This window comes from Nonomuraea sp. NPDC050383, from assembly GCF_044459125.1.
GTDB lineage: Bacteria > Actinomycetota > Actinomycetes > Streptosporangiales > Streptosporangiaceae > Nonomuraea.
Window position 1 is genome coordinate 700,137 of sequence record NZ_JBITIP010000001.1, and the last position, 13,325, is coordinate 713,461.

Annotated in this window: 14 protein-coding genes and 1 riboswitch; of the genes, 1 reads left to right on the forward strand and 13 read right to left on the reverse strand. The window is 73.3% G+C overall.

The window, feature by feature from the left end; genetic code table 11:
• Positions 1-152: 152 nt before the first annotated feature.
• Entirely contained in the window at positions 153-1,451 is a 1,299-nt protein-coding gene (locus ACIBG4_RS03090) for a dicarboxylate/amino acid:cation symporter (protein ID WP_310714414.1), read from the reverse strand.
• Positions 1,452-1,731: 280 nt separating this feature from the next.
• Entirely contained in the window at positions 1,732-2,772 is a 1,041-nt protein-coding gene (locus ACIBG4_RS03095; RefSeq protein WP_397200428.1) for an LLM class F420-dependent oxidoreductase, read from the reverse strand.
• A 108-nt stretch (positions 2,773-2,880) separates the two neighbouring features.
• Between ACIBG4_RS03095 and ACIBG4_RS03100 the strand changes: the two genes are divergently transcribed.
• A complete protein-coding gene (locus tag ACIBG4_RS03100) occupies positions 2,881-3,780 on the forward strand; it encodes an endonuclease/exonuclease/phosphatase family protein (RefSeq protein ID WP_310714410.1) in 900 nt (299 codons plus the stop codon).
• Here ACIBG4_RS03100 and ACIBG4_RS03105 read toward each other — a convergent pair.
• The 11 genes from ACIBG4_RS03105 to ACIBG4_RS03155 form a co-directional block, all read right to left on the reverse strand.
• Positions 3,777-4,352 (reverse strand): NTP transferase domain-containing protein, encoded by a 576-nt coding sequence (locus ACIBG4_RS03105; protein ID WP_397200429.1) that lies wholly within the window; start codon positions 4,350-4,352, stop codon positions 3,777-3,779. The genes ACIBG4_RS03100 and ACIBG4_RS03105 overlap by 4 nt on opposite strands.
• Positions 4,349-5,440: an XdhC family protein gene (locus tag ACIBG4_RS03110; protein WP_397200430.1), complete on the reverse strand. Its 1,092-nt coding sequence runs from the start codon at positions 5,438-5,440 to the stop codon at positions 4,349-4,351. The genes ACIBG4_RS03105 and ACIBG4_RS03110 overlap by 4 nt, the downstream gene beginning before the upstream one ends.
• Positions 5,433-6,542: a VWA domain-containing protein gene (locus ACIBG4_RS03115; protein WP_397200431.1), complete on the reverse strand. Its 1,110-nt coding sequence runs from the start codon at positions 6,540-6,542 to the stop codon at positions 5,433-5,435. Before ACIBG4_RS03115 ends, ACIBG4_RS03110 begins: the two co-directional genes overlap by 8 nt.
• Positions 6,535-7,395 carry a MoxR family ATPase gene (locus ACIBG4_RS03120; RefSeq protein WP_310714424.1) on the reverse strand — a complete coding sequence of 287 codons (861 nt, stop codon included), beginning with the start codon at positions 7,393-7,395 and terminating at the stop codon, positions 6,535-6,537. Before ACIBG4_RS03120 ends, ACIBG4_RS03115 begins: the two co-directional genes overlap by 8 nt.
• Before the next feature lie 106 nt (positions 7,396-7,501).
• On the reverse strand, positions 7,502-7,954 hold the full coding sequence (locus ACIBG4_RS03125) for a PH domain-containing protein (RefSeq protein WP_355447206.1): 453 nt from the start codon (positions 7,952-7,954) through the stop codon (positions 7,502-7,504).
• A gap of 19 nt (positions 7,955-7,973) precedes the next feature.
• A complete protein-coding gene (ribH, locus tag ACIBG4_RS03130) occupies positions 7,974-8,444 on the reverse strand; it encodes a 6,7-dimethyl-8-ribityllumazine synthase (RefSeq protein WP_310714401.1) in 471 nt (156 codons plus the stop codon).
• The gene (locus ACIBG4_RS03135; RefSeq protein ID WP_397200432.1) at positions 8,441-9,658 is read right to left on the reverse strand and encodes a bifunctional 3,4-dihydroxy-2-butanone-4-phosphate synthase/GTP cyclohydrolase II; all 1,218 of its coding nucleotides are present in this window, start codon (positions 9,656-9,658) and stop codon (positions 8,441-8,443) included. The genes ribH and ACIBG4_RS03135 overlap by 4 nt, the downstream gene beginning before the upstream one ends.
• Positions 9,655-10,320, reverse strand: coding sequence for a nicotinamide mononucleotide transporter family protein (locus ACIBG4_RS03140; protein ID WP_310714396.1), 666 nt, complete (start codon positions 10,318-10,320; stop codon positions 9,655-9,657). Before ACIBG4_RS03140 ends, ACIBG4_RS03135 begins: the two co-directional genes overlap by 4 nt.
• The gene (locus ACIBG4_RS03145) at positions 10,317-10,907 is read right to left on the reverse strand and encodes a riboflavin synthase (RefSeq protein ID WP_355447199.1); all 591 of its coding nucleotides are present in this window, start codon (positions 10,905-10,907) and stop codon (positions 10,317-10,319) included. Before ACIBG4_RS03145 ends, ACIBG4_RS03140 begins: the two co-directional genes overlap by 4 nt.
• The gene (gene ribD, locus ACIBG4_RS03150; protein ID WP_397200433.1) at positions 10,907-12,082 is read right to left on the reverse strand and encodes a bifunctional diaminohydroxyphosphoribosylaminopyrimidine deaminase/5-amino-6-(5-phosphoribosylamino)uracil reductase RibD; all 1,176 of its coding nucleotides are present in this window, start codon (positions 12,080-12,082) and stop codon (positions 10,907-10,909) included. Before ribD ends, ACIBG4_RS03145 begins: the two co-directional genes overlap by 1 nt.
• A 101-nt stretch (positions 12,083-12,183) precedes the next feature.
• A riboswitch (FMN riboswitch) is annotated at positions 12,184-12,314 on the reverse strand.
• Between the two features lie 89 nt (positions 12,315-12,403).
• Complete coding sequence (locus ACIBG4_RS03155; RefSeq protein ID WP_397200434.1) at positions 12,404-13,213, reverse strand: oxygenase MpaB family protein; 810 nt, start codon at positions 13,211-13,213, stop codon at positions 12,404-12,406.
• Positions 13,214-13,325: the final 112 nt, after the last annotated feature.

Genomic DNA, 13,325 nt, shown 5'->3' on the forward strand with positions numbered 1-13,325 from the left:
TGACCTCCTCCACTGCCTCGGTGACTGGCGTACCCGGCAATCGGAGCGATCCCCCCTAAAGAGGTAGATATCCCACCCAGAGGCTGGAGATCATCAGACAGCGCGAAGGGCGGGAAGCCAGTGGCTTCCCGCCCTTCACACGGACTCCGGAATCAGGCCGTGGCCGGCTCCGGGGCGCGGCCCGGACGCTCGGGCTGCAGCGGGGCGTCCAGCTCCTGCGGCGGCGCGTTGAAGACGGCCTCGTCCAGGCGGCCCTCCGAGCGGGCCACCAGCACCGGCACCACCATCTGCCCCGTCACGTTGGTCGCGGTGCGGATCATGTCGAGGATGGGGTCGATCGCCAGCAGCAGGCCGACGCCCTCCAGCGGCAGGCCCAGCGTGCTCAGCGTCAGCGTGAGCATCACCGTCGCCCCGGTGAGGCCGGCCGTGGCGGCCGAGCCGACGACCGAGACGAACGCGATCAGCAGGTACTCCCCCACCCCCAGCGGCACGTTGAAGACCTGGGCCACGAAGATGGCGGCCAGCGCCGGGTAGACCGAGGCGCAGCCGTCCATCTTGGTGGTGGCGCCGAACGGCACCGCGAAGGAGGCGTAGTCGGCGTCCACGCCGTTGCGCTCGATGGTGACGCGCTGGGTCAGGGGCAGGGTGCCGACCGAGGAGCGGGAGGCGAAGGCCAGCTCGATGGCGGGCCAGGCGTTGCGGTAGAAGGTCAGCGGGTTGACCTTGCCCCAGACGGACAGCAGCACCGGGTAGACGGCCAGCAGCACGATGAAGCAGCCCACGTACACGGCGACGCTGAACTTGGCGAGCGGCGCGAGCAGCTCCCAGCCGTACGTGGACACGGCCTTGCCGATGAGGCCGGCGGTGCCGATGGGGGCCAGGCGGATCACCCACCACAGCGCCTTCTGCACCAGCTCCAGGACGGAGCGGCTGAGGGCGAGGAACGGCTCGGCCTTGTCGCCGATCGCGAGGGCGGCGGCGCCGAGGACGGCTCCCAGGAAGACGATCTGGAGGACGTTCATCTCGGTGAAGGCGGTGAAGACGTTGGTGGGCAGGATGCCGGTGACGAAGTCGAGCCAGGTGCCGGCGCCCTCCAGATCGGGGGCCTTGGCCGCGCCGGTGTCGAGGGTGACGCCCTGGCCGGGGTTGATCACCAGGCCGAGCGCGATGGCGAAGGCCACGGCCACGGCCGCGGTGGCGAGGAACCACAGCAGGGTCTTGGTGGCCAGCCGGGCGGCGCCGTTGACGTTGCGCAGGTTGGCGACGCTGACCAGCACGGCGGTGAACACCAGCGGCGGCACGGCCACCTTGAGGAGCTGGACGAAGATCTGGCCGACCTTGGTCAGGGTCTCGGTGAGCCAGGCCACGTCCCAGATCTTGGCGACGAAACCGAGGGCGACGCCGAGCGCGAGGCCCAGCAGGAGTTGCAGGGAGAAGCTGAATCTCTTCACGGAAGGAAGACTCCGGAGGTGCGGACGGCACGGCGGTGCGCACGTCATGCGGGCAGGGAGGTGGCGCCTGGGGTGGCGTTGAAAGGGGATCGGCGATCGAGCGCGTCGTAGCGCGATCAGCGACAGATGGCCCCGAGCACCCGGCAAAGGTCGATGTGCAGGCGCTCGACCAGCCACACGATGACCACGGAAAACCTCACGAGTCTGTCTAACACACCGCACCTCCGGCCGTATTCCACGTTCCGGAGGTGATCGTCGTCACAGGTGACGGAAACCGCCGTCAGCCGGCGATGTCCTTGATCTGCTCGATGAGCCGCACCCGCTCCTCGTGCGTGCGGCCGAGCGGCGCGACGTTCAGCGTCGTCACGCCCGACTCCTTCATCGCCCGCACGCGGTCGCGCACGAAGCCCTCGCTGCCGATCAGGGAGATGCTCTCCAGCAGCTCGTGCGGCACGAGCGCCGCGGCCTCGTCCTTCTTGCCGTCGAGGTACAGCTCCTGGATCCGCTCGGCCTCCTTCTCGTAGCCGTAGCGGCGGGCCAGGTCGTTGTAGAAGTTGCGGCCCTTGGCGCCCATGCCGCCGATGTAGAGGGCCGCCATCGGCCGTCCGAACTCCAGCAGCCCGGCCACGTCGTCACCGATGGCCAGCGACGCCTGGGCGATCACGTCCAGCTCGCCGAGCTCGGGGTCGCGCCTGGCCTTGCCGGCGGCCAGGGACTCACCCCACACCGCCGCGGCCTTCTCGGGCATGTAGAAGATCGGCTCCCAGCCCTCGGCCAGCTCGGCGGCCAGCTCGACGTTCTTCGGCCCGATGGCGGCCACGACGATGGGGATGCGCGGGCGCACCGGGTGGTTGATGAGCTTGAGCGGCTTGCCGAGGCCGGTGCCCTGATCGGCCGGGAGCGGCAGCGTGTAGTGCCGGCCCTCGTACTGGACGCGCTCGCGCCGCCACACCTGGCGGCAGATCTCGATGACCTCCCGGGTACGGCCGAGCGGCGCGGTGTACGGCACTCCGTGGAAGCCCTCGATGACCTGCGGCCCGGAGGCGCCGAGACCGAGCGTGAACCGCCCGTTGGACACGAAGTCCATGCCGGCGGCGGTCATGGCGAGCAGGGTGGGCGTGCGCGAGTAGATCGGCAGGATGCCGGAGGCGATCTCCAGCCGCTCGGTCCGGGCAGCGATGTAGCCCATCTGGCTGACCGCGTCGAAGCTGTAGGCCTCGGCCACGAAGACGATGTCGAGCCCGGCCTTCTCGTAGTCGGCGAGCTCGGCGACCGTCTCCTTGAAGCCGCCCGAGTAGTTGAGTGCCATACCGATGCGCATACCGGGCTCCCGAGACCGAATGATATTCCGTTGCGAGGGCAACAGATTAGCGGGTCGGCGCGCGGTACGGCGACCGGCTAGCCTGGTGCCGATCTCGGAGAGGGGCCGATGCTGAAGAGGGTCGTCGGGCGGATCGTGGTGACAGCGGCGGTCGTGGTGGCCGTGGTGCTGGCGGGGCATCGGCTGATCCCCGCGATGGGCGGCTTCACCCCCGTGGTGGAGAGCGTGCTCCCCTGGCTCGGCCTCGCCGTGCCCGTCCTGCTCGGCCTCGCGGCCCTGGCCCGTTCACGGGCGGCCCTCGTGGCGGCGCTGGTGCCGGGGCTGGTGTGGGCGGCGATGTTCGGGCCCGCCTGGTTACGCACCCCGCCCGGCGGGCCCGCCGACCTGTCGGTCGGCACCGTCAACGTCGGCGTGACCAACAGCTCCTCCGGCACCGCCGTACGGACGATCGCCGACGGCCTCGACCTGCTGGCCGCGCAGGAGCTGACTCCCGGCGGCCCCGCCGCCAAGCGGCTGAACACGCTGTTCCCCCATCGCTACACGGTCAGCACCGTCGGGCTGTGGAGCCGCTACCCGATCCGCGAGTCCAAGCCGCTCGACGTCGGCATGGGCTGGGTGCGGGCGCTGCGGGCGGTGGTGGACACGCCCGAGGGCGACGTCACCGTGTACGTCATGCACCTGGCCTCGGCCCGGCCGGGCCAGACCGCCTCGCGCGACGAGTCGCTGGCCGCCGCGCGCCGGCTGGTGGACGCCGACCCCAGCAAGCGGATCCTGCTGCTCGGCGACCTCAACACCGCCACCACCGACCGGGGCATGCGCGGGCTGACGCCGCCGCTGTCCGACGCGCAGCAGGAGGCGGGCCGCGGCTTCGGGTTCACCTGGCCGTCGTCGTTCCCCATCACCCGGCCCGACCACATCCTGTACAAGGGGATGACGGCGACCGAGGCCGGCGTGGCCCCGGCGACGGGCAGCGACCACCGCGCGGCCACCGCCTCCTTCCGCCTCTAACCGTCCCTGGACAGCCGCTCCAGGTCGGCCGGGGTGTCGATGTCGGCCGGATCGCCGAGTCCGTCGCACGGCACCCCGGTCACCAGCTCCGGATGGGCCTGCAGGAACGGCCGGGCGCCGGTGTCCCCCGCCGCCAGCCGGGCCACCTCGGCGAAGTCGCGCCGCGACAGCAGCACCGGGTTGCGCCGCCGCCCGCCGTACGTGGCGACGGCCAGCCGCGCGCCGCTGGCGACCAGCGCGCGGACCGCCTCCGGCCGGATGAACGGCTGGTCCACCAGGGCCACCACGACCGCCCCGGCCTCCTCGGGCAGGGCCGCCAGGCCGACCCGCAGCGAGGAGCCCATGCCGGACCTCCAGCCGGGGTTGCGCACCACCACCGCGCCGCGCACCTGAACGGTCGCCGCGCCCAGCACCACCACGACCGGGTGGCAGCCGCCCTCCTCCAGCAGCCGCACGCCCCGGTCGACGAGCCGCTCCCCCTCGTGCTCCACGAGCGCCTTCGGGGTGCCGAGCCGCGAGCCCTCGCCGGCCGCGAGCAGCAGCCCGGCCACGCGGCGCGCCCCGGCGCTCACGGGCCCTCGTGGTGGATGCGGCCGGCGGTGTCGCTGAGGGGCCGGCCGGAGCCGCCCCACCTGAGCTGGATCAGCTCGGCCGCGATCGACACGGCCGTCTCCTCCGGCGTGCGGGCGCCCAGGTCGAGGCCGATGGGCGAGCGGAGCCGGGCCAGTTCCTCCTCCCCCAGGCCGGCCTCGCGCAGCCGGGCCAGCCGGTCCTCGTGGGTGCGGCGCGAGCCCATCGCCCCGACGTACCCGGCCGGGGTGCGCAGCGCCACCTCCAGCAGCGGCACGTCGAACTTCGGATCGTGCGTGAGCACGCAGATGACCGTGCGCTCGTCCACGCCGACCGAGGCGAGGTAGTCGTGCGGCCACCTGACCACGACCTCGTCGGCCTCCGGGAAGCGCCTGGGCGTGGCGAAGACCGGCCGGGCGTCGCAGACCGTCACGTGGTAGCCGAGGAACTTGCCGAGCCGGGCCACCGCGGCGGCGAAGTCGATCGCGCCGAACACCAGCATGCGGGGCGGCGGCGCGAACGAGTGGACGAACACGGCCAGGTCGTCCAGCCGCCGCTCCCCCTGCGGTCCGTACCTTCTGATCCCGGTGACGCCCTGGGCCAGCATGCCGCGGGCGTCGTCGTCCACGGCCTCGTCGAGCCGGTCGAGGCCGAGCGTGCCGGACGAACGGCCGGGCCAGACGACGCGGCGGGCGCCGACCCGGCCGGGCCCGGACACGACGGTGGCCACGGCGACCGGCTCGTGCCCCTCCACCGAGCGGGCGATGTCGCCGAGCTCCGGAAACGTCTCGACGGACACCGGCTCGACCAGGATGTCGATGATGCCGCCGCAGGTCAGGCCCACGGCGAACGCGTCGTCGTCCGTCACGCCGTACCTCTGCAGGACGGGCTCGTCGATCCCGGCGGCCAGCTCGAACACCGCGCCCTCGACACATCCGCCCGACACGCTGCCGACCACCTCGTCGCCGCGCACCGCCATGGCCGCCCCCGGCGGCCTCGGCGCGCTGCTGAACGTGCTGACCACGGTCGCCAGCCCGAACCTGAGCCCCGACCGCCACCACCCCATGATCTCCGGCAGCACGTCACGCATGGGCGAGCCTTTCGCTGAGTGCCTCGTAGGCGGCCAGGCTGTGCCCGGCCACCAGGTTGTCCAGGTACGGCAGCACGGCCCGCATGCCCCCGGTCAGCGGCTCGTAGTCCTCGTACCCCTTGTGTGGGTTGACCCAGATGACCCGGTACGCCTGCCGGGCGAGGCGAGCCACCTGAGCGCCCAGCAGGCTCGGGTCGCCGCGCTCCCAGCCGTCCGAGGCGATCACCACGATCTGGCCGCGGGCGTGGTGGCGGGCGAGGTACTCCCGCAGCTCCTCGCCCAGCCGGGTGCCGCCGCTCCAGTCGGGGATGGCCAGGGACGCCTCGGCCAGCGCCGTGCCGGGGTCGCGGTGGCGCAGCTCGGCCGTCACGGGGGTGAGGCGGGTGCCGACCGAGTACACGCGGGTGGCCCGCGGCTCGCCGCGGACCAGGGCGTGCGCGAAGCGCAGCAGCGTCTCGGCGTACGGGGCCATCGACCCGCTGACGTCGACGAACAGGACGACGCCGCGCGGCCGGACGGTGTGCGTCCTGCGCAGCAGACGGGCCACGTCGCCCTTGCGCAGCGCCTCGCGCAGGGTGCGCCGCTGGTCGAGCCGGCCCCTGGAGGACGGCTCGAACCGCCGGGAGCGCCGCGGCGCGCGTCCGGCGCGCAGCATCGACAGCAGCCGGTGCACCTCGGCCCGCTCGGCCTCGGTGAGGGCGGCCACGTCGCGGTGGCGCAGCAGCTCGGTACGGCTGGCGCTGCCGGGCGCGCTGTCGCGCTCGTCCTCGTCCCCGGTGTCGTCGCCTGTGTCCCTGCCCGGGTCGTCGGTCAGGGTGAGGGTGTGCCGGGTCACGGTCACCGGGGCGGCGGCGCGGCGGTCCGCGGCGCGGCCGCCGAAGTACGCCTGGAAGCAGCGGTCGTAACGCGGCAGGTCGTCGGGGCCGGCGCAGAGGGTGAAGCGGCCGGCCCAGTAGACGTCCCGGGGCCGGGCCACGTCGAGGTGGTCGAGGGCGCGCAGCAGGGTCCGGGTCCGCTCGTGGTCGGCGCCCACGCCGGCGGCCCGCAGCGTCCGCGCGAACCCGGTCACGGTGGCGGCCAGCCCGTCGAGCGGCTCACTCATGTCGCAGCAGCCCGCCGGACAGGACGCTCTCCACGTCCTCGCGGTACTTGAGCGCGGCGCCCAGCGTGGCGGCGGCCCTGGCCGGGTCCAGCTCCCTGGCGCCGAGCGTGAGCAGCGCCTCGGTCCAGTCGAGCGTCTCGGCCACGCCCGGCGGCTTGACCAGCCCCGCGCCCCGCAGCCGGGCGGCGGCCCGCGCGACCTGCCCGGCCAGCGTCTCGGTGCACTGCGGCAACCGGCGCAGCAGGATCGCCACCTCCCGCTCGAAGCTCGGGTGCTCCAGCCAGTGGTAGAGGCAGCGGCGCTTGAGCGCGTCGTGGACCTCGCGGGTGCGGTTGGAGGTGACCACGACGACCGGCGGCGTCTCGGCCCGCACGGTGCCGAGCTCGGGGATGGAGATCGTGAAGTCCGACAGCACCTCCAGCAGGAACGCCTCGAACTCGTCGTCGGCCCGGTCGATCTCGTCGACCAGCAGCACGCACGGGCTCGTCTCCAGGGCTTTCAGCAGCGGCCGGGCGACGAGGAAGCGCCGGTCGTAGATCTCGCCCTCCAGCCGGCCCACGTCGGTGACGCCCGCGGCCTCGGCCGCCTTGAGGTGGAGCAGCTGCCGGGCGAAGTCCCAGTCGTACAGGGCCTGGGCGGCGTCGAGGCCCTCGTAGCACTGCAGCCGGATCAGCGGCGCCTCCAGCAGCGCGGCGAGCGCCTTGGCCAGCTCGGTCTTGCCGACGCCGGCCTCGCCTTCGAGGAACAGCGGCCGGCCCATCCGCAGCGCCAGGAAGGCGGCCGTGGCCAGCCCCTCGTCGGCGAGGTACGCCTGCCGGTCGAGCAGCTCGGCGAGCGTGTCCGGCGACTCGATGCCCGCCCTCGCACCCGCGCTGACGCCCGCTCTGCCGCCGACCGCGCTTCTCGCCTCACCCGTCCGCCCCAGCACGCTTTCAGGCTACGCGCCGGACCGTCCGGCGTCAGTCCTCGCGGGCCTCGCCGCGCTCGCGGATGAGGGCGGACAGCTCGGCCGTGGCACGGCGGGCGCGGGCCTTCTCCGAGCCCTGGATGCCCATCGCGCCGATCGTACGGCCGTCCGAGAAGTCGAGCCGGGGCCACGGGTCGCCCACGAGGAGCGTGATGTCGATGACCTCGGGCCAGCTGTAGCGGTGGGTGCGCAGGGCGTTGACGATGGTCAGGCCCTCCTCGTCCGCCTCGACGCGCACCCGCCCGAGCAGGTGCAGCACCCACGCCACCGCCAGCCCGAACACCACGAACGCAACCCGGTCGGCGAGCTGGAACGGCTCCGCGATGAGCAGCGCCATCAGCGCGGCCCCCGCGACGACGAGCACGGCGAAGACGTACGGGACGATCCTCCCCCGGCGCGGGCGCCAGGTGACGGGCAGGGCCGGGGCGGACACAGGCTCGGGCACGCGTCGAACCTACCGCAGCTCAGGCGAGGTCCCGCAGGAGGAGTGCCGTCTCCATCGCCGCGACCGCCGACTCGTATCCCTTGTCCTCCTTGCTGCCGGGCAGCCCGACCCGGTCGAGGGCCTGGTCGAGCGTCTCGCAGGTGAGCACGCCGTTGCCCACCGGGGTGCTCTCGTCGAGCGATACCCGGGTCAGCCCGGACGTCACGGAGTCGCAGACGTAGTCGAAGTGGGCGGTCTCGCCGCGGATGACCGCGCCGAGCGCCACGACGGCGTCGCAGCGGCGGGCCAGCGCCTGCGCCACGACGGGGATCTCCAGCGACCCGGCCACCCGGACGACGGTGGCGCTCGCGCCGCTGTCGTCGCACGCCCGCACGGCCCGCGCCACGAGCTGGTCGGTGATCTTGGCGTGCCAGCTCGCGGCCACCACGCCGACCGTCAGCCCCGAGGCGTCCGGCGCCGCCGGGCTCGCGGGACGTCCCTCTCCGCTCATGACGCCTCCGAGATGTCGTGGCCGAGGCGCTCGCGCTTGGCCGTGAGGTACCGCTCGTTGTAGGGGTTCATCGCCACCGGCATGGGCTCGCGCCCGAGCACCTCGATGCCGTAGCCGTCCATGCCCCGGAGCTTGGCCGGGTTGTTGGTGAGCAGGCGGACCGACTTGACGCCGAGGTCGGCCAGGATCTGCCCGGCGTTGGAGAACTCGCGGGCGTCCACCGGCAGTCCCAGCTCCAGGTTGGCGTCGACGGTGTCGCTGCCGTTGTCCTGGAGGCTGTACGCCTTGAGCTTGGCGAGCAGGCCGATGCCGCGCCCCTCGTGGCCGCGCAGGTAGACGACCACACCGCGGCCCTCCTCGGCGATCGCGGCCATCGCGTGGTCGAGCTGCGGGCCGCAGTCGCAGCGCAGCGAGCCGAACACGTCGCCGGTCAGGCATTCGGAGTGGGCGCGGACCAGGACGTCGTCGCCGCCGTCGAGGTCGCCGTAGACGAGGGCGACGTGCTCGCCGCCGTCGAGGGCGCTGGCGTAGCCGTAGGCCCGCCACATCCCGTACGCGGTGGGCACGTTGGTCTCGGCGACCCGGGTGACCATGCTCTCGACGCGGCGCCGGTGGTCGGCGAGCTGCTCGATGGAGATGAGGGCCAGGCCGTGCTCGTCGGCGAAGGCGCGCAGCCGCGGGAGCCTGGCCATGGTGCCGTCGTCGTTGACGATCTCGGCCAGCGCCCCGGCCGGTGACAGCCCGGCCAGCCGGGCCAGGTCCACGGCCGCCTCGGTGTGGCCGCGCCGGGCCAGCACGCCGCCGTCCTTGTAGCGCAGCGGGAAGATGTGGCCGGGCCGGACCAGCTCGTTCGGCTCGGTCGCGGAGTCGGCCAGCGTGCGGATGGTCCTGGCGCGGTCGGCGGCGGAGATGCCGGTGGTGACGCCGTCGCGGGCGTCCACGGTGATCGTGTACGCGGTGCGCATGCGCTCCTTGTTCTGCGACACCATGAGCGGCAGGCCCAGCCGGTCGAGGGCGCGCCCCTCCATGGCCACGCAGATGATCCCGCTCGTGTGCCGGATCGTGAACGTGCACAGCTCCGGCGTGGCCCTCCCGGCCGCGAAGATCAGGTCGCCCTCGTTCTCGCGGTTCTCGTCGTCCACGACCACGACCGGCCGGCCGTCGCGGATGTCGGCGACGGCCCGCTCGACCGGGTCGAACCGGATGCCGCTCACGACGCCACCGCCACGGTCCCGCCGGAGGCGACCCGGGCCCGGTACTCCCTGAGCCACTTGACGAACCCGTACAGGACGAGCACGAAGAACACCCCGTACACCGCGCCGGACACCACGAGCCCCGAGCTGAACGCCAGCGGGACGCCCACCAGGTCGACCGCCACCCACACGATCCAGAAGTCGACCAGGGCCCTGCCCTGCGCCCATGTGGCGACGGCGCTGCCGACGAAGATGTAGGCGTCGGCGGCCACCAGGAAACCGCCCTTGGGCAGCGGAACGTGCGCCCCCCACGACAGCCCGGTCACCCAGAACAGGACGCCGACCACGGCGGTGCCCACCAGCATGACGGCGACGAGCCAGGTGCGCTCGGTGCTCGTCGCGGGCCGCACCGGCAGTCCGCCCTCCTGGGTGCCGCGCCGCCACGCCCACCAGCCGTAGATCGCCAGCGCTCCGAACAGCGCCTGCTTGAGCGCGTTGCCGGTGATGTGGGCGTTGATCGAGGCGATGAACAGCAGCACCGCGCCGGTGAGCTGCACCGGCCACGTCCACAGGGACTTGCGCACCGCCAGCAGGACCGTGGCCAGGGCGGCGATGTTGCCGACCAGGTCCGTCCAGAGCACATGGGTGCCGAACACGGTGAATCCGGCCTCTGCCCAGTTCACTGCTTGCCCACCAGCCTTTCGACATACTTCGCGATCACGTCGACCTCGATGTTGACCAGGTCACCGACCCGGCGCTCGCCCATCGTGGTCAGCTTCAGCGTGGTGGGGATGAGGCTCACGCCGAAGTCTTCGTCGTCAACCGTCGTGACGGTCAGGCTGATTCCGTCGATGGCGACGGAGCCCTTCTCGGCGACGTACCGGGCGAGCGGTCCGGGCAGGGAGAAGCGCAGGTCGTCCCAGCGCTCGCCGGGCTCGCGCGACAGCAGCACGGCGGTGCCGTCGACGTGGCCCTGCACGATGTGGCCGCCGAGGCGCTGGTCGGCGCGCACGGCCCGCTCCAGGTTGACGGCGGCGCCCTCCCGCAGCCGGCCGAGGGAGGTGCGGTCGAGCGACTCCCGCATCACGTCCACGGTGAACACGTCGCCGTCGACCTCCACCACCGTGAGGCAGACCCCGTTGACGGCGATGGAGTCGCCGTGGGAGGCGTCGGAGGTGACGAGCGGGCCGCGCACGGACAGCCGGGCGGAGCCGCCGTCCTGCACGAGGGCGGCCACCTCACCCTTCTCTTCGATGATTCCGGTGAACATCACTGCTCCTTGCGGGGGCGGGTGCGGGGAAGGGAAGGCCCGGTGCGGGCCGTCAGGCGGAGGTCGGGGCCGACGCGGGTGACGTCGTCGAGGACGAGGCGGTGGATGCCGGCGATGCCGGTGACGCCCGCGTCGCCCAGCGCGGCGGCGCCGGAGCCGAGGAGGGCGGGAGCGACGTAGGCCACGACCCGGTCGATCAGGCCGTGCCGCAGGAAGGAGCCCGCCAGGGTGGGACCGCCCTCCAGGAACACGCTGACGATGTCGCGCCGGGCCAGCTCCCGCAGCAGCGGTACGAGGTCGAGGCCGCCGTCGGGGTCGCGGGGGACGCGGAGCACCTCGGCGGCCGGGGACTCGAAGGGGGTGGGGGCGCCGGGGGCCACGGCGACCAGCGTGGGCGCCTCGCCGTCCAGCACGCGGGCGCGCGGCGGGGTGCGTCCCTCGGAGTCGACCACCACCCGCAACGGACTGCTCCCGGCGGGACCCTCGGGGGCGGGGCGAGCGGTGAGGCGGGGGTCGTCGGCCAGGACGGTGCCGATGCCCGCCACGATCGCGTCGGCCCGCGCCCGCAGCCGGTGGACGTCGGCGCGGGCCTCGGGCGAGGTGATCCACTGGCTGGTGCCGTCGGCGGCGGCCGAGCGCCCGTCGAGGGTCGCGGCGAACTTCCACGTCACGTGCGGCCTGCCCAGGCGCGCGAACGTCAGCCACTCGGCGTTGACCCGCTCCGCCTCCTCGGCGAGGGTCCCGGTCTCGACGGCGACGCCGTTCGCCCGCAGCCGGGCCGCTCCCCCGGCCGCCCGTGGCGTGGGGTCGGGCACGGCGACCACGACGCGGGCGACGCCGGCGTCGAGCAGCGCCCGGCTGCACGGCCCGGTGCGGCCGGTGTGGTCGCACGGCTCCAGCGTCACGTACGCGGTGCCGCCGCGCGCCCGCTCGCCGGCCTGCCGCAGCGCGACGACCTCGGCGTGCGGCCCGCCGGCGCGGGCGTGGAAGCCCTCCCCCGCGATCCGTCCGGCTGCGTCGACGACGACGCAGCCCACGACGGGGTTGGGGCTGGTGGTGCCGTGCCCGCGCGCCGCCAGCTCGACGGCGCGCGCCATGAATCCGGTCTCACGGGTCAGCGGATCGGTGTCATGCGCCGCGGGATCTGTGGCGTCCGCCACGGCCCTGGTCTCCACCCCGGGTCTCCTCCTCGCCATCGGCTCTCGGCCATGGCGGGCCCCGGGGGATAGGGCGATGCGCGTACGCATCACAGAGGCGCCCGGCGATCGCCGGACACCCGCGCGCTTCCTCCCATCCGGACTTTGACCGTCGGTCCCGGAATTTCACCGGGTCAACCGGCCGATGGCATCGGCCGGGTCGCGGACTGTAACCGCCGGTTCGGAGTTTCACCGACCCCGGAGCACGCTAGCTCTGTTCTTGTACCAGTTTGCCATGCCACCGCAAGTGACAGGCGCGCACCCCCCACTATGGCAACCAAGCGGTCGCTTGGTCAAATGTCACGCGGCCATGATGCGACGGGCCTCGCGGGCCGCCGGGGAGTAGCGGACCTGGGCGGGGACGAGCCCGAGGCCGGTGTGCAGGGCGCGCAGCGTGGCCGTCGCCCACAGGTCGCCGACCGGGGTGGCGGGCAGGCCGTACAGTCTGCGGGCCCAGCGCGGCAGCGTCGCGAAGGCCAGCATCGTCAGCGCGGGCACGGCCGCGCGCAGCGGCGTGAGGATGAACGGGAGCGGGGCGTTCAGCGACAGGCGCAGCGGGTGCGCCGCCTCGGGCACGAACCGCAGGCCGGGGCGCTGCGCCTCGATGTAGTCACGCAGCTCGCCGACCGTTCCGGGGACGGTGTCCGGCGCGAGGCCGACCACTTCGGCCGCCCGCCGCCACTCGGCCACGAACGCGTCGGCCTCGTCGTCGCTGAGCTTGACCCCGCCGCGCCGCGCCACCGTCAGGTAGGAGTCCACCTCGCCGACGTGCACCCACCGCAGCGCCTCGGGCTCGTCGAGCCGGTACTGCTCGCCGGTGTCGGGGTCGTGCGCGGTCAGGCTGGCGTGGATCTTGCGGACGCGCCGGCCTGCCCGCTCCACCTCGGCTGTCGTCCCGTACGTACGGACGCGGACGAACTCCGTGGTGCGTACGAACCGGGACCACGCCTCGGCCGGGTCCATGAGGGCGGAGTGCTGGAGGACGCCGCGCATGGCGCGCGGGTGCAGCCCCTGCATGAGCAGCGCGCGCAGCCCGCCGACGAGGAGGATCGGCTCCCCCATCACGCGCCAGGTCACCGACCGGGGGCCGAACAGGCCGTGATCCGTCATAAGTGAGCAGTTACCCAGGTATGGGTGGGTTTATGTCACTTTGCCGGTGTCGCGTCTGGGCTCGATTCGCGTTTCCGCATATTTCATGACCCACCAATGTGACGTACGCCAT

What these genes read in the sequence shown, in the direction of transcription:
- ACIBG4_RS03100 (WP_310714410.1), top strand. Translation starts at nt 2,881, where the DNA reads ATGCTGAAGAGGGTCGTCGGGCGGATCGTGGTGACAGCGGCGGTCGTG.
- ribH (WP_310714401.1), bottom strand. Translation starts at nt 8,444, where the DNA reads ATGAGCGGAGAGGGACGTCCCGCGAGCCCGGCGGCGCCGGACGCCTCG.
- ACIBG4_RS03155 (WP_397200434.1), bottom strand. Translation starts at nt 13,213, where the DNA reads ATGACGGATCACGGCCTGTTCGGCCCCCGGTCGGTGACCTGGCGCGTG.
- ACIBG4_RS03095 (WP_397200428.1), bottom strand. Translation starts at nt 2,772, where the DNA reads ATGCGCATCGGTATGGCACTCAACTACTCGGGCGGCTTCAAGGAGACG.
- ACIBG4_RS03115 (WP_397200431.1), bottom strand. Translation starts at nt 6,542, where the DNA reads ATGAGTGAGCCGCTCGACGGGCTGGCCGCCACCGTGACCGGGTTCGCG.
- ACIBG4_RS03110 (WP_397200430.1), bottom strand. Translation starts at nt 5,440, where the DNA reads ATGCGTGACGTGCTGCCGGAGATCATGGGGTGGTGGCGGTCGGGGCTC.
- ACIBG4_RS03145 (WP_355447199.1), bottom strand. Translation starts at nt 10,907, where the DNA reads ATGTTCACCGGAATCATCGAAGAGAAGGGTGAGGTGGCCGCCCTCGTG.